The sequence below is a fragment of the Undibacterium sp. RTI2.2 genome, from assembly GCF_035018705.1.
Classification (GTDB): Bacteria; Pseudomonadota; Gammaproteobacteria; order Burkholderiales; family Burkholderiaceae_D; genus Undibacterium.
Genome location: NZ_JASJXN010000004.1, coordinates 21,141 through 38,050 on the forward strand (window position 1 = coordinate 21,141; position 16,910 = coordinate 38,050).

Genomic DNA, 16,910 nt, shown 5'->3' on the forward strand with positions numbered 1-16,910 from the left:
CACATGAATACAAAATTGAACATCGTTGGCTTTGACCCAAGTTTAAGCAATTGGGGCGTCGCTCTTGGAACATTGGACATCGAAACTATGAAGGTCGAGATTACCGACTTAAGCGTGATCCAGACCGATCCTGAAAAAGACAAGAAGATGCGTAAGGTCGTGCGTAAGAACAGCGAAGACTTAGAGCGCTCCAAGATTTTGCACAATGGTGTCGTTGAGGCGATGAAAGATACGTTTATCGCCTTTGTGGAGGTGCCGGTCGGTAGTCAGTCAAGTCGTGCGATGGCGAGTTACGGTGTCTGCATCGGCGTATTGGCTACGATTGCGTCCGCCATGCCGGTGATTCAGGTCACACCGACCGAAGTCAAGATGGCTGGCTGCGGCATCAAGACTGCGACAAAGGAAGAAATGATCGAGGCGATGATGAATAAGTATCCAACTGCACCTTGGCCCACCAAGGTCGTCAAAGGTATCGTCACGCCAATCTTCAGCAAATGTGAACACATGGCAGACGCAGTTGCGGCAATCGAAGCGGGTATCGCAACGGATGAGTTCCAAGCAACAATCGCTATGTTTAAATCGATGCCAATGTTTAAGCGCGCATTCGCCGCTTAGATTGTAAGCGATGACTGTCTATAATTGATTGAACCGAAAATAAGCAATTCTATTTTTTTATCCTTATAGTCAGTCACAACTGACGTATATATAATTATTCTCCACCTTTTACAAAGGAAATAAATGAACGTCACAAAACGCGATGGATCGACAGAACCGCTCAGCATTGAAAAAATTCACAAGGTAGCGCAGTGGGCAACAACCGGACTGGACGTCTCTCAATCAGAGCTAGAAGTCGAAGCGAACCTATTATTTTTTGATGGCATCAAAACAGCGACCATCCATGATGCACTCATATCTGCCGCAGCCGGTCTGAACTCAGTTGAGGCTCAGGACTATACATTTGTCGCGGCTCGACTCTTGCTGCAAAAATTGTATAAAGAAACGTCTGGCTCAATCGAGTATCCACATCTGGCATCCTACATTCATTTTGGCGTATTCATCAATCGCCTCAGTCCCAAGATGACGCAAGTATTCGACCTTGAAGTGTTAGACAATGTAATCGATCCTAGCCGTGACATGCTGTTCACGTACATCGGCTTGCAGACGATTGCCGATCGCTATTTGATACGAGACGACGAGGACGAAATCATTGAGCTGCCACAGCACTTCTTCATGCGTGTGGCAATGGGCTTGGCGCAGAACGAATCGAACCCGACATCGGCAGCGGTGGAGTTTTATAACGTTCTGTCATCGCATGAGTTTATTAATTCCACGCCGACATTATTCAACTCTAGCACTTTGCACGAACAATTGGCGTCATGCTTCCTGAATACGGTAGCAGATTCTATTTCCAATGACGAGGGCAAGCACCGTTACGCCTCGATCTTTGGCACGATTGAAGAGTGCGCTAACTTGTCCAAGTATGCAGGCGGCATTGGTACGGACTGGCACCGCGTTCGTGGCACTGGTGACCGCATCAAGGGAACAGACGGCAAATCCTCTGGCATCGTTCCTTACTTGAAGGTCTATAACGATACAGCGGTAGCGGTCAATCAATGTTTTGCGCCAGATACATTAATTCGGGTTCCGGAAGGTGTAAAGCGAATTGCGGACATAAAAATTGGCGATTTAGTTCTGGGTCAACGTGGCGCATATCGTGAAGTACGCGAAGTTATGTCTTACAGCCAGAAAGATGCGATGGTTTCAATAAAGCCGAAATACGCACTAGAGCCATTAATCGTCACATCTGGACACCCTATTTACGCGATTCAAGGTATTGAAGAAAATCAATCACTTGAAAGAACGCTTTCCCAGATCACGGCAGGTAAATATGCGGCAGAGTGGGTAGAGGCTGGCGAGTTGAAGAAGGGCGACTATGTTGCTCAGGTTATTCCTGACGAAATAGTGCCGGTTGAGGGCTTTACCGAAGATGATGCACGTCTTTATGGAATCATGTTAGGCGACGGTCATTGCGCTAAAAAGTCGATGATTGACTTTAAAGGTGATGACGTGACGGCGAAAGAGTGGGGTGTTACAGGTTCTTCGTCAGAGGAAAAGACTTTGGTTTTTGTTGCTGAATATTTGACAGCGCGTGGCTTAAAGTATGGCTATTCGACCGTAGGAAGTGGCGCGACGCAAATTAAGTGGTCATTCGGTGGAAAACAGCAAGAGCGCGATTCGTTCGGAAAGTTTGTCAGCGGTGTAAATTGTCTGCCATTTGATTACGAAGACCTTTATGACGGGGATGGAAATAAGCGTATCAGCCAAAGACTTTCTCATCTGCCACTTAATCAGGCATTAGCGATTGTTCAAGGTTTAATCGACTCAGATGGATGTATCTCTCGCGGTAAAGAAATCTCCTTTACAAATACTTCTATCAAGCTAATTGAAGGCTTGAGATACCAGCTTTTGCGGTTGGGCATTCCTACTGCCGGCAATAAGAAGGTGCGTAGTAACGAGCATCTTGGATACGATTCTATTACAACTTCGTGGGACGTGCGCATTCCGGCGTTTGCTGAATTGGCTCAAATTTTTGGCATTCCGTCAGTGACGAAATTTAACTGGTTCAGAATTGATAATATGATCTTTGGGCGAGTTTCTTCAGTTACCGAAATTGAACCTATTTCAATTGTGCATGATCTGAAAGTGGATGGTGACGCCACTTACTCGACAACTTCCGCCCTAGTTCACAACGGCGGTAAGCGTAATGGCGCTTTTGCCGCATACATTGAGCCAATGCATCCAGACTTGTATGACTTCATCGACTTGAAGAAAGAGTCCGGTGATGATCGTCGCCGCACCCATGACATCTTTCCAGCATTGTGGATTCCCGACCTGTTCATGCAGCGCGTGAAAGATCGTGGCGTCTGGAGCTTCTTTAGCCCTAACGTCTATCCAGAGCTGCATGAAACCTATGGCGACTTATTTGAGGCGCGTTTTGAGCAGTTAGAGCGCGAAGGTAAGTTTGTTCGCCAAGTGCCTGCACTCGATGTATGGAAGAAAATAATCAATGGTTTATTCGAGACGGGCCACCCTTGGCTGACGTTCAAAGATACCTGCAACCGCCGTAATCCACAACAGCATGCAGGCATGATTCATAACTCCAATCTGTGTACAGAAATCACTCTGAACACGTCGGACGACGAGACTGCCGTGTGTAACATTGGCTCGATCAATATGTCGAAGATCAAGTCTGATGAACATTTACGGAAAGTCGTGAGAACGGCAATGCGTATGTTGGACAACGTGATCGACATTACATTCTATCCATCTGAGCGCGCAGCGAATGCCAACAAGCGTCATCGCCCTGTAGGTCTTGGCGTGATGGGCTACACCGAGTATCTGGTTAAGCGCGGCATTGATTGGGAAAGCCAAGAGCATTTGGAAGCGGCTGACGAATTTATGGAAAAGTTCTCTTACTACGCCATTGAAGCGTCAAGCGACTTGGCGGCAGAGCGCGGTCTATATGAGTCATTCAGCGGTAGTTTGTGGAGTAAAGGCATCCTACCGATCGATACAGCCAGCGCTAAAGCTGTCAGCTTGACGAATCGCAAGCATGCAATGAACTGGAACGCTTTGCGTGAAAAAGTTCAACTGCAAGGCATGCGTAACAGCAACACGATGGCGATTGCGCCGACCGCAACAATCAGTAACATCGTCGGCACGACCGCAACTATCGAGCCGATCTATCAGCGTGAAGTGGCGAAAAAGAATATGTCCGGTCTCTTCATTGTGACCGATCCTTGCTTGCGTTATGGCGACCCGTCTCTGTGCAAAGAGGCGTTCGACATCGACCCGATCAAGTTAATTCTTGCAGCCGCAGTGCGTCAGAAGTGGCTTGACCAGGCACAGTCCACCAACATTTTCGTCAAAGGGAATGTCAAGGGACGTGACTTGGACAATATCTACATGACCGCTTGGGAATATGGCTTGAAAACGACGTATTACTTGCGTGGTCAGTCAGCCGAAATGACGAAGTCTGTCATCGCTCCGGTCGCTGCTCCTCAAGAGCCAGATGAGCCAGTCAACAACTTATGCAGTCTGGACAATCCGGACTGTGAAGCGTGTCAATAATTAATGAAAGGGCGAAAGCCCTTTCTTTTTCCATGAAAGAGATTATGAACGTTAAAGATTTAATCAACCAACGCCGGCTTATTAATGGACCAAAGGACAAGCTTATGTGTGTCAATCCATTGAAGCATAAGTGGGCGTGGGAAATGCTGGATACATTTGAAAAGAACACTTGGTTCCCAAAGTCAATTGCAATGGGTCGCGACATTCAGGACTATAAAGAGCGGCTTGATGATGCTGAGCGCAGCATGTTCGACAAGGCGACCGCATTCTTATCGAATCTGGACGGCATTCAGTTCGACAACCTGATCACCAATATCGGCAGTCATATCACTAGCCCAGAAGTGTCCATGTGTATTGCCAGACAAGCGTATGAAGAGGCGAATCATGTACGAGCTTATGCCACCATCATTGAGACGGTCTCACTAGATCCTCTTAAAGTGTATGGCATGTATGAGAGCGACGATATTCTGGCGAAAAAGAATGCGTTCATCATGGCACAATCGGCAGCGTTAGGGGAGGGCGAGTTCACCGCTGAGAAATTTGCTTTAGCCGTGATTGGCAATATCGTTCTTGAAGGCATCTATTTTTTCAGTGGCTTTTACTCTTTCTACCTTCTTGCAAAGAACGGCAAGATGTTAGGAAGTGCCGATCAGATCAAGTACATCGAGCGTGATGAGCTGGCGCATTTTGAGTTTTTCATTCACATGTTTCACACGTTGCAGGTAGAAGAGCCACAAGTCTTTACGCCAGCATTCAAAGAGAAGGCACTCAATATTATTCGTCAAGCGGTCGAGCTTGAGACGGCGTGGGGTAAGCACATTATCTCCGGTGGCGTATTAGGTGCAACAGACGCAATTATCACTGAGCGCATCAAATACCTGGCGAATTTACGTGTAGCACGTCTGGGTTGGGAGCCTTTGTATCCTAACGTGAAAAATCCAACACCGTGGGTCGAGAAGATATCTGCCATTAATGGTGTGGAGTCGAATTTCTTTGAAGCTCGTCCAACCGACTATCAAGCCGGTGGCGCACTTGAATGGGACTTATAATTTCCATTAAAAGATCAGTCAGCACTGAACTATAATATAAGAGAGCGGGGCATAAGATGCCCTGCAATCTAGGAGATATGAATGAGTAACGTGTTTGAGTTTAAACCGCGCAAAGCAAGCGCGGTAAGTAGTGAACCAGCAAAGCGAGTGGCGAGTGTAGAGGTAGCGCAAACGCAGCACAAACCGCAATCAAAAGATGAAGCCGCGTTGACTATTGTTAGCGCACTTTCATTTTACGCTCAACAAGGATTCGATCATGGGGAGAGAGCGAGACAAGCTCTTCACACGATGAAAGCGGCATCAGAAATAGAAGCACCGCAGGACGAACGAGCGTAGCCGATCCCATTCCAACACTCGGTCTGTATCGTCTTATTTATCAACTTTTAAGGGTTAAACATGAAGAAAATACTTTTAGCATTGGCGATTGCTTCCGCATTATCAGCTTGCGGTAGCAGAAACGACGACGCGCGACAACCAATTCAGTATGCACAGCAGGCTCAGCCGCAATACGCATCACAAGCGGCGCCCGTAATCGTGCAGCAGCCACAACAAAGCTCTGGCACTGGCGATATGTTGATGGGTGCAGCAATTGGCGCAATGGGTATGCATCTGTTAAGTGGCAACAATAATTCTTCGCAACAGACGCAGGTAGTTGAGAGGCGCACCGTGGTCAACAACTACATCGAGCGGCCAGCAACGCAAGCGTCAACTTCTACGCCTACGCCTACGGTCAAGCCGGTAGTTCCAGTTGTGTCTCCTAAGCCAGCGGCTCCAAGTTACGCCAGTGTGTACAAGGCGCCAGCACCGAAGCCTGCCGCACCTTCTTATGCCAGTGTGTACAAGCCTTCTGCGCCGAGTTACAGCAGCTCGTATCGCTCATCAACGCCAACACGCAAGTAATGTCGGTTTGGATGCACGGAGAAGGAATCGCGATCCTTTTCTTCGTTGGTTTTATTAGCGGAGTTGCCACGACGATTTACGTGTGGCGTAAATTAAACAAGTCTTACAAGAAAGTATCAGGATGACCTCTACTGTAAAAGTCGTAGAACACACTTTAGCCGCTAATGGAAAGCAGTTGATCACTTTCGTATTGCGGTATCCGAGATTTATTCATGCGGAGCTGATGACGCATCGGGTATTCAGTCGTAACGCTTCATCTTCACGAGCCATTCCGGTTAAGAAGATGATCGCTCAAGTCTGGAACGATCCAGCGATGCCTATTCATTGGGGTGCGAATCAGCCTGGCATGCAGGCTCGTGCAGAGTTGACCGGCTTTAAACGAAACGTCGCAAAAGCTTGCTGGCGCTTGGCTGGTAAAGTCGCCGCAAGTATCGCATGGGTAGCGGACAAAGTTGGCTTGCACAAACAAGTCGCTAATCGAATCTTGGAGCCATTCCAGTACATCAGCGTTGTTCTAACTACGACTGAAATGAGCAATTGGAACGAGTTACGCGCCCATCCTGATGCGCAGCCGGAGATTCGTGATTTGGCAATGAAAATGATTGTAGCTGCCGGACTTAGCGTGCCTGAAACTCGCGGCCCAAACCGTCTTTATGCGTCTGGTTGGCATTTGCCTTTTATTACTGAAGCCGAACGCCTTGTGTGTAAAGAATGTCCTATTTTCTTGGCAAAACTATCGGCAGCTCGTTGTGCGCGTGTTAGCTATTTGACACACGATGGGGAAAAACCTAGTGCGGCAAAAGATATAGCGCTCTTTGAGCAATTAGTCGGTAGCGTTCCATTGCATGCCAGTCCGACCGAGCATCAAGGCTATTCGGTTTATAGCGCTAAATCCACATGCAAGAACTTTGTCGGCTTCGGGCAGTTCCGCCATCTGGTCGAGCATTGCGTGTTCCACAATCAAGAATTGGTCGATTGGTAAATTTTAATATTCGTACTTAATAAAAATCGTAGTAATTCTCAACAACACAGAAAGGCAACAACATGAACTCAAAAGACTATATTAAAAACGCCACCGCAACCGAAAGCGTTCCTGCGTCTATTGAAATTGACCAAGTGATGCTACACGCCTCACTTACGCTGATGATTAAAGCGGCAGAGCTAGGCGACCTTATCAAACGCAAAATCTACTACGGCAAGGCATTCGATCAAGCGAAGCTAAAAGAAAATTTGTCTTATGTGACTAGCGTCGCCAATTTTATTAGCGAGGGTCAAGAGGCTGGCGTTGATTTCAATACACCTAAAACGCAAGAAGAGGAAAGACAAGGTCTGCCAGCCGAATTGCGAGGCATAAGCTTAAACAATATTAATCCTCGCTTACTGCATGCAGCGATTGGCTGCTTTACTGAGTCTGGCGAATTACTCGATTCGGTTATAAAACAATATGAGACCGGCGTAATTGATCTGGTGAATTTCAAAGAAGAAGTTGGCGACTTGCAATGGTATCAAGCTATCGGGTGTTCCGAAATTGGCGCTGATTTGGACGAATTGCGTGACGTAAATATCGCTAAATTGAAAGCGCGTTACCCAAATAAGTTTTCTAATGAAGCGGCGCTGAATCGTGATCTGGTTGCTGAGCGCGCCATTCTCGAAGGTGAGCAGCTTATATATCCAGGTGGCGGCGAAATTAAGCCATCAACCGGCGTTCTTCGGTCAGCATGAGCTTGATTGGTCTTCTAGGTAGCCACCGCACTGGCAAGACCACGCTTGCAAAAGTCTACGCTGAAAAACATGACTTGATCTTTGTCGAGACTTCGGTCTCGTCAATTTTCAAGCAAATGGGGTTGGACCCGGCTGCAAAGTTCAAATTTAAAGAGCGATTAGAAATTCAGGAAGAAGTTCTTCGTTCTGTGGAGGAGATTTACAACCGGATTGATCCTAGCGTGAGCGCAATCGCTGACAGAACGCCACTCGACATGCTTGCATACACGATGAGCGAAGCGATTGGCGACTCTGTAGGTAAGCGTGAGCAAGCGAAATTCGCTTCCTATGTACGTCGATGTTTTGAAGTGACGAATCGTCGGTTCTCCAGTCTTATCTTGGTACAGCCTGGCATTCCGGTCATTGCGATGCAGGGTAAGGCGATAGCAAATGAAGCCTACATGGAGCATTTGAACTCGCTGATGCTTGGACTCAGTCTTGATGAACGGATAAAAGTTCCTCACTTCTATATTCCGCGAGGTGTACTTAGTCTTGAAGGGCGCGTGACGGCATTGGATGGTGCGGTCAACATGGTAACAAGGTCGGCGCAACATGAAGTCGAGCAGTACACGGCTTCGGGCGGTAAGTTTCAATAGGCAATGTGCTTGGGTATGTTTACAAGAGTGACTATACCCAAGCGTGAATTTATACAATTTGTTTGTCAGTAAGTCACACGACTTGCAATCACTGGAGATTAATAGAATGAATACGAGCAAGGTATCTACTAGCATTATGAAAATCACGCCAACGATAGCGGCTAATCTTTTGAAAAAGAATAAGCCAGATAATCGTGATGTTAGACCTGGAAATGTCGCCAAGTTTGTCAAAGAATTAAAGTCAGGCAATTTTAAAACAACTCATCAGGGCATTGCCTTTGATCAAGATGGCTTTTTGACTGACGGTCAGCATCGATTGCATGCAATTGTTGAGTCTGGCATACCAGCAGAAATGATGGTGACAAAAGGCTTAGATCGTGATGCGTTCTCAGTTATGGATGTCGGCGCTCGGCGTACAGCGGGTAATATTCTTCATTGTTCTCCAAAGATCGCACAAGCTGTTAGTTTGGCTATTCGCATGCTATCTCCAGGCGGCAATTCGTCCGCTGTGACGCCATCTGAGCTTCAAGTGGCATACGAAGCAATCGGCCATTTGGCAGAAGAGCTTGATGCGGCCTGTAATTCAAACTCTGTCTATTTTTCATCAGCGCCAGTGCGTCTCGGTGCAATCGTTTTGATGTTAGAAGGCTTTGATAAAGATTACATTCTTAAACAGTATGCAAGCCTATGCCGCGCACATCTGTCAGACCTGACGCCAATTACTGAACAATGGATGGCGCAGCACGTAAGAGGCTCAATCAAGGCGATAGACAAATACGATACATTAGGTCGTGCCTTGTTCGCGCTGAACCCCAAGAATCGTAACGCACTGCGCTTGAAGACGCCTGACGCTCACACTGCTGCTCTGTATGCGACCGGCGTATTGAGTCGGGTAATTGGCTAGGCTAATTTAAGGTTTGCGTTAAAAGTAAGTCATCGGTGACTATACTTTGTTGACGCAAACCTTTATAATTTAAGAATGAAATGCGCAGCGTTGCGCAAGGGGGCATAAATGACCACATTACAGATTTTTATCATTGCCATCTGGTTGTGCATCTTACTAGGCTTATTTAGCTTCGTCATTGTATCCAGTTTCGGATACAGAATGCTATTGGAAACTATTGCGACCATGATGTTTTATGTGGGCGTGATTGTCTCAGTGATTATCTTCGCTCATGAGTGGATAACAAAATGAGTGACGTTCCAGTCTTACGCGAAGAGTTAGACCGCAAGTCGCTGGAGACAGCTCAATGGTTGCTGAACTCGTTTCAAAACCATAGCATCACTGCCGAGCAGTTCAGCATTGGGCTTGATACGTTATTCATGGCGGTGTCCGGTCTGGTGGATGAAGAATTGATCGACCTCATTACGGCATGCGATCAGTACACCAAGAATTTGAACAATGTCGTAAAGGCGCATTTCTGCAAAGACAGATTCACGCATTCGGTTACTTGGAAAGTGGGCGAGACTTCTTTATTGATAGAGAAACGCCAGGATGGAAGCATTTACGACGAAGAGACAAAACACTTCGGATCAGCCGAGATTGCGAACAAAGCCATGCAACTGATCGAAAACAATTACATCAAAAGCGGCTGTGAAAAACTTTAGGAGGGGCCTATGCCTGTTGCTTCAACGTCTATCGCGGCATTTAAGACAGCGCCGATCAAACCGATGCGTGACATGGTCTATGAAGTGATAGAGAGCTATGGCGCGTCAGGATGCATTGCAGACGACGTTATCGCGTTCTTTGCAAAGACGGACAAGACCAACACCGGACGCATCACTGGGCGCTTCTCAGAGCTGGAAAAAGAGAAGCGCATCGTGAGAGTAGGGGATACACGGTCGGGCATATCGGGCAAACAGCAATTAGTGATGCGAGCCACGGTTCACGCTGCCGGTATGAAGGTAATGACGCCAGCGAAGGTTGCGCGGAAAACGGGATTCTTGGCAGGCATGATGTTCGCTGCAAGACTGGTGGCAAAAGAGACTGATATCTCAGTGGCAAAAGGGGCGCTCAAGCGCGAGTTATTAAAAGTGGCGAAAAGGTAGAGCAAATATGGATAAAGATATTAAGTCGCCAATCAAAAGTGGCTGGCGCAATAACATCAATGGGTATGTGGAAGGCTGCGTGAAAACTGAGGTAAAGGTTAGCCAAATTAACCTTTCTCTTGATCAGGAGACCGCATGGGCGCTGTGCAATTTACTGTGTGACAGCGAGTTAGAAAAGTCAGGCGCAATAAATAGACCGCAATTTCCGATGATGTCTAACCTCGGCGCTGCATTGGGGCGAATGATCGACCATAGCGCCGCAAACAACAGCGGTAGAAAGGTGATAAAAACATGAGCGACGATAAACAAATTGATAGGTTTTCAAATTGGCTCGCAACTTCAAGATACAAGCAAGTAATGCGGACGAGCGCCCACGAAGACACCATGATGGAAAACGCCTGGTGTGCGGCGTTGGCATCGCATCCTAAAAAGGATCTCAAATGGAGCAATTTCAAGCCGGACTTACTGATCCAGTTCATCAAAGAAAACTCGAATTTTGATGCCAAGCTGACCGAAGAAATGCTTAATTTTGCCATCAACAATTGTGGCGAGGGTTCGCAGACAAAGCCATACCAAGTCGAGGTTGCGTCATGGATGAAAGCGTGTTTCGGCGATGTAATTTCCGCCGACACAATCGAGCGCAATCATCGCTTTCTTGAAGAGGCGCTTGAACTGGTTCAGGCATGTGAATGCACTCAGAGCGAGGCGCATCAATTAGTCGATTATGTCTTTAACCGACCGATCGGCGAGAAGACTCAAGAGGTTGGCGGTGTAATGGTCACTCTTGCCGCATTGTGTCAGGCGCAATCAATTGACATGCAAGAGACGGGGAGAGTTGAGCTAGAGAGAGTCTGGACTAAGGTTGAGCAGATTCGAGCAAAGCAAGCATCAAAGCCGAGATATTCGCCACTTCCTATTTCGCAGCCAGTACAGGAAAGCGACTACGAATTTGAGGCTTTTGGTGAACCGCATGTATCAATACCATATATTGAGCTTTTTAATTTACGTGCAGAGAATGCAAGACTTAAATCTGAGTCAGTGCAGGTAAGCGCGGAGCCATCTAATGAAATTATTATCGACTGCATAAAAGATTTTAAATATAAATACGACGATGGCGTGCCATTGTTAAGATTTCAAGACAGCCCACTGTTTGCTGAGTTTTGTGTGCGAATTTATAGAATGGGTTGGGGTGATTGCAATGCGTCCAGAAAGTCAAAGCCAGTAAAGGTAAGTGCGGAGCCTGTCGGTTGGCTTTCGTGGGTTGGGGATAAAAACAAAATTCATTCAAGTGCGTCATACACTGACTATGAGCCACTTGCTTATGAGTCACGCGTAAAGATTTATACAGACGCGCCGAATACCGAAGCACGAATGACAGAACTCGAAAAAGAACTGGCGCACTGGAAGAGCAATCATGCCGACGTAGTCAAGCGCCTAGCGATAGCGACACAGCGCCTAGACTTGCCTGTTGAAAGAATTCTGGCGATGCGGGAAATGGAAACGTTGCAAACAAAAGTGGCGGAACTCGAAAAAGAAAACGCGCTGCTTAAAGATGTGGAAGCCAGCTTTGCACATTTAAGCGAGGCGCTTCAAGCTGATTGCGCAGCAATGAAAGAAGAGAATAAGGAGCTGCGAGCTTTATTGTGTATTCGTTCAGCTTCGCCAACACACATACCTTATATGGACGACGGAGAGATGCAAGATAACAGTATGCTACCGCGCATTGACTACAAGCGAGACTCCGTAGAAGCCATTAAGCGAAAGCTGACAGCTCGGACAGTGGCTAAATTGAAAGGCGGTGCAGCATGATCCCGTACTTTAAAAAAACAAAAAAGGTGATCAAACATGAAAAAGCTAAAAGTTGGCGACACTGTATCGCTCAATGATCATGGGCTACGCCAAATTTATCTCACGCCAATTGGGTGTGACGTGCTTATCGACACGAACTCCTCTGGCGAAGAACTATGCACCGTCACCGGATACCATGCCTGGGCATCGCTGCATAACAAGGACGATCATCGCGTGTTTGTTGACGTTGTCTATAAAGGTACGACTACGCCTAATGCCCGTCTTTTAAACGAAGTAAAGCCAGCCTTTTAATTAAGAGCGGCTATCAAGGAGTGAAGAATGAAAGCGACTATTAACTCAAAAGGCGTTCTGACTGTAATGGCAGAAACAGAATTGGAAGCGTATGCGCTTCGCATGTGGTGCGTCCAAAATTATGTGCAATCTCCAAACATATCTGAGACTACAGTTGCCGCTTACATGGTCTTTAAAGGTGAATCGATGATTGTGCATGGCTTTCTTGAAACATAAGCATTTATCGACATTTTTTTGCTATAATAAGTAAGTCAGCACTGAGTAACAAAAGTTTATTTAACTAACTAGGAGTAATAACAACATGGCAAAAGTAACAATGCACAAAGCGAACGACGGCACACTGTTTGATAAAGCGAAAGACTGCGAGGCGCACAACTACAAACTTCGACTGACTCCGATTGTGAAAGAGTTCGCCGAAGGTCTGACTAGCGACAACAATTCCGGCGTTTGTGAAGCAGATCATGGAGGTTTAGCTGTATTCGTTTATAACCTGCCTGAATTTATTTGTCATAACGCCGACAAAATTCGCAGCATGTTGGCAAATGCCTCAGTAGTTCGTAAGCCTCGTAAGCCAGCGAAACAGATCGTAACGCAAACAGTTGTCGCCTAACGTAAAGCTTTGACCGCTAACATCAGTCAGCACTGATTGACTGATGTTAGGAGTGAACGTTTTACCAGTTTCATAAATCGGCAAAGTTGCCATTAAAGGAGAAAATCATGTCGAACAAACGCATCACTAAAGACCTATTCGCAACAATCGTCAGCAGCGCCATAAAAGGGGCTTATCAAAGTGAGTTTGACGAAATCACTAAGCGCCAAAAAGAAATCACATTGAAAGTCTATCGTCTTCTTGTTACGGAAGAGCAAGAGAAGGCTATGAAGAAGTTACCTCATGGCTTCTTCAATGTCACGTCAGGACGGCAGGGCATATATGTTTCTGCCGGTAGAGGCGATGACGCCAGACGCACAAAATTTTCCGCTCATTTCGGCGATGGTTGCCGTATGCCTGCCAATAGTTCTGGCTTTAACTCAATCAACGTAACGAGCGACGAGATATATAAGGAGTTTGAACAACTGAAGCAGGATGAAAGTGAAGTTCGTTCCAAGGTCGCATTATTAGAAGAAAAAGTTAAGGCAATTGTAGGCTCTGTTTTTACCGTCAAAAAGCTCATTCTTGTGTGGCCCGAAGGCAAAGTTTTCATTCCAGAAGAAGCGCTCGTTGATCGCTCAGAGAACCTTCCTGCCTTAATTGTTGATGGCTTAAACAATTTATTGATGTCGGCACGTCCAGGTCTTGAGCTGACAGCACCTTAGTAGCAAGGCAAAGCGTCCGGCAAGCGTATGTCGGACGCACACTCTCCAAGAGTGAAATTAGATAATTTGTATGTCGAATGACAAACAACTAGCGAGAAAGAAATGACAAAAAATCCTCTTACTTCTACAGCCACACTACAACCTAACTTTGAATTGCTCAAAGACGCCTACTCAATTATCGATGGCATTCCAGATAAGCAATTTGATCTTGACCGTGTCGTGTCTAAGGGTTATGCCAAAAAAGCTGATTGCAACACCATCGCTTGTGCTATCGGATTCTTAGCGATGCACCCACAATTTAACGCGCTTAGGCTGTCATACAGTCCGCCAAATGGTCTTCAATTCAAGGGGAGACAATTAGATAGTTACAAAACGGTAATCAGTAAAGTTTTTGGCGTAAGCGAAGACGACGCTCGAAACCTGTTCGGCGCCGCATACTCAAGCGACTATGATCCGCTTTTCTCGGATCGCTCACATAAGAAGCTTTGGCAGCACCGCGTTATGCGGTTCTTAGAAAAAAACGGTCAGGTGAAATCATGAGTGGCCCGAACTTTGAACTTCTGAAAGATGCCTACGCCATCATTAGCGGTATTCCAGAAAGCCAGATTGACCTTGGGAGTATTACGAAGAACGACTGTACTGAGGCAAGCTGCAGCACCATCGCTTGCGCTGCCGGTTACTTGGCGATGCATCCTCAGTTTAACGCTCTTGGTTTATCGATCGGCGGAAAAGGCGAATTAGTATATAAGAACCGAATTAATTGGAACTATATCGATCCCCTGAGTTCGATCTTTGGCTTAACTGAGAAAGACGCGACAAATCTGTTTTCGCATGTTGACGGAAGTAGATATGACGCTGAGATTCTTGACGCTTCGTCAGACAAAGCACTGTGGCTCAAACGCGTTGAAGCTTTCTTAAAGGAAAACGATCAATGGCGCGGTCTTGAAGAAAAGAGCGCAAAATGAAAATCATTGGCTTCGATACAGAGACGACAGGTCTTAAACCGATGGACGGCGACAAGATCATCGAAATCGCCTTGCTGACTTACGATTCCGATACACGCAAGCTGATCGATAAATACGTCCAGCGTATTAACCCAGAGCGTCCAATCTCGGCAGGCGCGCAAGACATTCACGGCATCACGTTTGAATCGCTTGTGTTGATGCCGAAGTTCAAACAGATAGCGCATGAAGTGAAGAGCCGGTTGGACGCTGCTGATTTGCTTGTAGCGCATAACCTGAACTTCGATGCCGAGTTTCTTATCTGCGAGTTCGCCGCATGTGGTCTTCCTATTCGGGATATGCCAAGCATCGACACAATGACAGAGGCGCGTTGGGCATGCGCAGAGGGTAAATATCCAAAGCTGAGCGAATTGTGTTTCGCGCTTGGCGTGACCTACGATCAAAGTGCCGCTCATGCCGCAGATTATGACGTGGACGTCATGATGCAATGTTTGTGGCGCGGTCTGGATCGTGGCTTCTATCAATTACCGGCAGCGTTGAAGGTGGCAGCATGAAGAGCTATACATGTCCTCAATGCGCCAATTACCTGATGGGTAGCGACGGCGAATGCCATGACTGTCACTGTGGTTGGAAGCAGCCAGACGAAGTGATCAATCATGATGCCAGAGTTGAAGAGCTAGAGCGACGCGTCGAAGAGTTAGAAAAGCCTACGAACCTCAATGCGCCATGCCAAGCCAGGCTGACCGCTTATGGCGCACAAGTATGGAATGCGCAATATGCGAAGACTCCGATAGAGTTCAAGCCAGAGCCGGTCAAGGCGAACGATCTGATTAAAACTCAGCTTTGGCTGTTAATGCAGGTTTATGGCGCTGGTTTGTATCTCAGTATGCATAAAAGCAAACTGCCTTTCGTTAACAACGAAATTACGATTGGAAAATCAGTATGAGTTCAACTGCCTTTGCCGTCATGTTCGTCACAGGGTCACTTATCGCCGGGATTATTGGCTTAATTGGTTCTTATGTCTTGCTTTACCGCGCAGTTTTATATCGTCTGAAAAGCTATCGCTGGCGCAGCGAAGATGTGGAAACTACTGCGGCGCTGACAAGCGTTTTTATATTTGGCGTTGTTGCGACGATGATCGGCTTTGTTGGTTTGTGGGCTTCTCAATGAAAGGCGCCAAAGCATGACTAAGCCAACAATCTCAAAAGGCGTAGCCGACGTCTATCACATCAGAACGCCAGATGGTGATTTCGCCGCAGTGTATATCGAGCATGGGTCTTATGCGAGTCACGGAACAACAAATTATTGGGTTCGAGTCGCATCAACGGGATCTTTTGGCACTTATGGCACATATTGGAATTCTGTCGGCAGCGATCATGTCAGCTTCCTAACAGGAATCGACTTCGATTACGCGATGAAAAATCTAACGTCCTACAAGCATCGCGAGTTCGATTTGGACGAGTCGGTTAAACAGGCAAAGGTATGGCTATTTGTAGAACGCCGTAGAGAAGACCTGACGAAAGAAGAGGCGAGAGAGGCTTTTGATGTGTTGCTTGAGGTATCTGGAACAAACTCTAAAGACGCGTTCGTGAACTCTTTACTTGAGTCTAACTTGCCATTCTTTAATGAGTGTTACGAGTGGATTGTCTGCGAACGCTACAAGTCCGACTGCGTTGGCTTCTGGGAAAACATCTGGAGCGTCTTGGTCAAACAATTACAGGAAGAGAAAAATGCAAAACAATGAAACTAAAGCTGCGATGGAGAAAACAATCTGGCTCCCGGACCCGCACCAGATTTTTATCCATCGTAACCGAAACTATTTTCACTCGCTGTTTTTAGGCTTGACGAACCCGCTCTGGCATCTGCCGTTTATGATCTTTCATATCTTGATCAAGCCTGCTTTCAAGGGCGCCTTTTTTATTTTGAGCTATTGGGCAAGAACGACGGTAATGGGCTTGTCTGGCTCGCTCATTACCGTAGATATGAACCGTCCGAAGATAGTTGTTCTTATTGATGGTAAGCCGCACGACGACTCCGACTAAACGGGT

At 46.7% G+C, this 16,910-nt stretch carries 24 protein-coding genes; all 24 read left to right on the forward strand.

Going from position 1 to position 16,910, the window contains the following annotated elements:
• The first annotated feature begins 3 nt into the window (after positions 1-3).
• The 24 genes from QN395_RS03005 (at position 4) to QN395_RS03120 (ending at position 16,904) form a co-directional block, all read left to right on the forward strand.
• Positions 4-615, forward strand: a complete 612-nt coding sequence (locus QN395_RS03005) for a hypothetical protein (RefSeq protein WP_322118606.1) — start codon at positions 4-6, stop codon at positions 613-615.
• Between the two features lie 123 nt (positions 616-738).
• Positions 739-4,131: a ribonucleoside-diphosphate reductase subunit alpha gene (locus QN395_RS03010; RefSeq protein WP_323491621.1), complete on the forward strand. Its 3,393-nt coding sequence runs from the start codon at positions 739-741 to the stop codon at positions 4,129-4,131.
• 44 nt (positions 4,132-4,175) lie between these two features.
• Positions 4,176-5,180 carry a ribonucleotide-diphosphate reductase subunit beta gene (locus QN395_RS03015; protein ID WP_323491622.1) on the forward strand — a complete coding sequence of 335 codons (1,005 nt, stop codon included), beginning with the start codon at positions 4,176-4,178 and terminating at the stop codon, positions 5,178-5,180.
• 81 nt (positions 5,181-5,261) lie between these two features.
• Positions 5,262-5,516: a hypothetical protein gene (locus QN395_RS03020; RefSeq protein WP_323491623.1), complete on the forward strand. Its 255-nt coding sequence runs from the start codon at positions 5,262-5,264 to the stop codon at positions 5,514-5,516.
• Positions 5,517-5,576: 60 nt separating this feature from the next.
• Positions 5,577-6,080, forward strand: coding sequence for a hypothetical protein (locus QN395_RS03025; protein WP_323491624.1), 504 nt, complete (start codon positions 5,577-5,579; stop codon positions 6,078-6,080).
• Positions 6,081-6,201: 121 nt separating this feature from the next.
• Positions 6,202-7,062, forward strand: coding sequence for an FAD-dependent thymidylate synthase (locus tag QN395_RS03030; protein ID WP_323491625.1), 861 nt, complete (start codon positions 6,202-6,204; stop codon positions 7,060-7,062).
• A 62-nt stretch (positions 7,063-7,124) separates the two neighbouring features.
• A complete protein-coding gene (locus QN395_RS03035) occupies positions 7,125-7,802 on the forward strand; it encodes a hypothetical protein (RefSeq protein ID WP_323491626.1) in 678 nt (225 codons plus the stop codon).
• Entirely contained in the window at positions 7,799-8,437 is a 639-nt protein-coding gene (locus QN395_RS03040) for a hypothetical protein (RefSeq protein ID WP_322118614.1), read from the forward strand. The genes QN395_RS03035 and QN395_RS03040 overlap by 4 nt, the downstream gene beginning before the upstream one ends.
• Before the next feature lie 106 nt (positions 8,438-8,543).
• Positions 8,544-9,341 (forward strand): hypothetical protein, encoded by a 798-nt coding sequence (locus QN395_RS03045; protein ID WP_323491628.1) that lies wholly within the window; start codon positions 8,544-8,546, stop codon positions 9,339-9,341.
• Between the two features lie 287 nt (positions 9,342-9,628).
• A complete protein-coding gene (locus QN395_RS03050) occupies positions 9,629-10,045 on the forward strand; it encodes a hypothetical protein (protein WP_323491629.1) in 417 nt (138 codons plus the stop codon).
• 9 nt (positions 10,046-10,054) lie between these two features.
• Positions 10,055-10,486, forward strand: coding sequence for a hypothetical protein (locus QN395_RS03055; RefSeq protein ID WP_323491630.1), 432 nt, complete (start codon positions 10,055-10,057; stop codon positions 10,484-10,486).
• A 7-nt stretch (positions 10,487-10,493) separates the two neighbouring features.
• Complete coding sequence (locus QN395_RS03060; RefSeq protein ID WP_322118618.1) at positions 10,494-10,781, forward strand: hypothetical protein; 288 nt, start codon at positions 10,494-10,496, stop codon at positions 10,779-10,781.
• Positions 10,778-12,295: a hypothetical protein gene (locus QN395_RS03065; RefSeq protein WP_323491631.1), complete on the forward strand. Its 1,518-nt coding sequence runs from the start codon at positions 10,778-10,780 to the stop codon at positions 12,293-12,295. Before QN395_RS03060 ends, QN395_RS03065 begins: the two co-directional genes overlap by 4 nt.
• 36 nt (positions 12,296-12,331) lie before the next feature.
• Positions 12,332-12,586, forward strand: coding sequence for a hypothetical protein (locus QN395_RS03070; RefSeq protein ID WP_322118620.1), 255 nt, complete (start codon positions 12,332-12,334; stop codon positions 12,584-12,586).
• A 27-nt stretch (positions 12,587-12,613) separates the two neighbouring features.
• Positions 12,614-12,802: a hypothetical protein gene (locus tag QN395_RS03075; RefSeq protein WP_322118621.1), complete on the forward strand. Its 189-nt coding sequence runs from the start codon at positions 12,614-12,616 to the stop codon at positions 12,800-12,802.
• A gap of 85 nt (positions 12,803-12,887) precedes the next feature.
• Positions 12,888-13,196, forward strand: coding sequence for a hypothetical protein (locus QN395_RS03080; RefSeq protein WP_322118622.1), 309 nt, complete (start codon positions 12,888-12,890; stop codon positions 13,194-13,196).
• A gap of 107 nt (positions 13,197-13,303) precedes the next feature.
• Positions 13,304-13,900, forward strand: a complete 597-nt coding sequence (locus QN395_RS03085) for an Nmad5 family putative nucleotide modification protein (protein WP_323491632.1) — start codon at positions 13,304-13,306, stop codon at positions 13,898-13,900.
• Between the two features lie 102 nt (positions 13,901-14,002).
• Entirely contained in the window at positions 14,003-14,440 is a 438-nt protein-coding gene (locus QN395_RS03090; RefSeq protein WP_323491633.1) for a hypothetical protein, read from the forward strand.
• Positions 14,437-14,865, forward strand: a complete 429-nt coding sequence (locus QN395_RS03095) for a hypothetical protein (RefSeq protein ID WP_323491634.1) — start codon at positions 14,437-14,439, stop codon at positions 14,863-14,865. Before QN395_RS03090 ends, QN395_RS03095 begins: the two co-directional genes overlap by 4 nt.
• Positions 14,862-15,416 carry a 3'-5' exonuclease gene (locus QN395_RS03100; protein ID WP_322118626.1) on the forward strand — a complete coding sequence of 185 codons (555 nt, stop codon included), beginning with the start codon at positions 14,862-14,864 and terminating at the stop codon, positions 15,414-15,416. Before QN395_RS03095 ends, QN395_RS03100 begins: the two co-directional genes overlap by 4 nt.
• Positions 15,413-15,808: a hypothetical protein gene (locus tag QN395_RS03105; RefSeq protein WP_322118627.1), complete on the forward strand. Its 396-nt coding sequence runs from the start codon at positions 15,413-15,415 to the stop codon at positions 15,806-15,808. The genes QN395_RS03100 and QN395_RS03105 overlap by 4 nt, the downstream gene beginning before the upstream one ends.
• Positions 15,805-16,032: a hypothetical protein gene (locus tag QN395_RS03110; protein ID WP_322118628.1), complete on the forward strand. Its 228-nt coding sequence runs from the start codon at positions 15,805-15,807 to the stop codon at positions 16,030-16,032. The genes QN395_RS03105 and QN395_RS03110 overlap by 4 nt, the downstream gene beginning before the upstream one ends.
• Before the next feature lie 13 nt (positions 16,033-16,045).
• Complete coding sequence (locus QN395_RS03115; protein WP_322118629.1) at positions 16,046-16,606, forward strand: hypothetical protein; 561 nt, start codon at positions 16,046-16,048, stop codon at positions 16,604-16,606.
• Entirely contained in the window at positions 16,593-16,904 is a 312-nt protein-coding gene (locus QN395_RS03120) for a hypothetical protein (protein WP_322118630.1), read from the forward strand. Before QN395_RS03115 ends, QN395_RS03120 begins: the two co-directional genes overlap by 14 nt.
• Positions 16,905-16,910 lie beyond the last annotated feature (6 nt).

Coding starts and splice junctions, on each gene's coding strand:
- QN395_RS03005 (WP_322118606.1), top strand. CDS start 4: ATGAATACAAAATTGAACATCGTTGGCTTTGACCCAAGTTTAAGCAAT.
- QN395_RS03010 (WP_323491621.1), top strand. CDS start 739: ATGAACGTCACAAAACGCGATGGATCGACAGAACCGCTCAGCATTGAA.
- QN395_RS03015 (WP_323491622.1), top strand. CDS start 4,176: ATGAACGTTAAAGATTTAATCAACCAACGCCGGCTTATTAATGGACCA.
- QN395_RS03020 (WP_323491623.1), top strand. CDS start 5,262: ATGAGTAACGTGTTTGAGTTTAAACCGCGCAAAGCAAGCGCGGTAAGT.
- QN395_RS03025 (WP_323491624.1), top strand. CDS start 5,577: ATGAAGAAAATACTTTTAGCATTGGCGATTGCTTCCGCATTATCAGCT.
- QN395_RS03030 (WP_323491625.1), top strand. CDS start 6,202: ATGACCTCTACTGTAAAAGTCGTAGAACACACTTTAGCCGCTAATGGA.
- QN395_RS03035 (WP_323491626.1), top strand. CDS start 7,125: ATGAACTCAAAAGACTATATTAAAAACGCCACCGCAACCGAAAGCGTT.
- QN395_RS03040 (WP_322118614.1), top strand. CDS start 7,799: ATGAGCTTGATTGGTCTTCTAGGTAGCCACCGCACTGGCAAGACCACG.
- QN395_RS03045 (WP_323491628.1), top strand. CDS start 8,544: ATGAATACGAGCAAGGTATCTACTAGCATTATGAAAATCACGCCAACG.
- QN395_RS03050 (WP_323491629.1), top strand. CDS start 9,629: ATGAGTGACGTTCCAGTCTTACGCGAAGAGTTAGACCGCAAGTCGCTG.
- QN395_RS03055 (WP_323491630.1), top strand. CDS start 10,055: ATGCCTGTTGCTTCAACGTCTATCGCGGCATTTAAGACAGCGCCGATC.
- QN395_RS03060 (WP_322118618.1), top strand. CDS start 10,494: ATGGATAAAGATATTAAGTCGCCAATCAAAAGTGGCTGGCGCAATAAC.
- QN395_RS03065 (WP_323491631.1), top strand. CDS start 10,778: ATGAGCGACGATAAACAAATTGATAGGTTTTCAAATTGGCTCGCAACT.
- QN395_RS03070 (WP_322118620.1), top strand. CDS start 12,332: ATGAAAAAGCTAAAAGTTGGCGACACTGTATCGCTCAATGATCATGGG.
- QN395_RS03075 (WP_322118621.1), top strand. CDS start 12,614: ATGAAAGCGACTATTAACTCAAAAGGCGTTCTGACTGTAATGGCAGAA.
- QN395_RS03080 (WP_322118622.1), top strand. CDS start 12,888: ATGGCAAAAGTAACAATGCACAAAGCGAACGACGGCACACTGTTTGAT.
- QN395_RS03085 (WP_323491632.1), top strand. CDS start 13,304: ATGTCGAACAAACGCATCACTAAAGACCTATTCGCAACAATCGTCAGC.
- QN395_RS03090 (WP_323491633.1), top strand. CDS start 14,003: ATGACAAAAAATCCTCTTACTTCTACAGCCACACTACAACCTAACTTT.
- QN395_RS03095 (WP_323491634.1), top strand. CDS start 14,437: ATGAGTGGCCCGAACTTTGAACTTCTGAAAGATGCCTACGCCATCATT.
- QN395_RS03100 (WP_322118626.1), top strand. CDS start 14,862: ATGAAAATCATTGGCTTCGATACAGAGACGACAGGTCTTAAACCGATG.
- QN395_RS03105 (WP_322118627.1), top strand. CDS start 15,413: ATGAAGAGCTATACATGTCCTCAATGCGCCAATTACCTGATGGGTAGC.
- QN395_RS03110 (WP_322118628.1), top strand. CDS start 15,805: ATGAGTTCAACTGCCTTTGCCGTCATGTTCGTCACAGGGTCACTTATC.
- QN395_RS03115 (WP_322118629.1), top strand. CDS start 16,046: ATGACTAAGCCAACAATCTCAAAAGGCGTAGCCGACGTCTATCACATC.
- QN395_RS03120 (WP_322118630.1), top strand. CDS start 16,593: ATGCAAAACAATGAAACTAAAGCTGCGATGGAGAAAACAATCTGGCTC.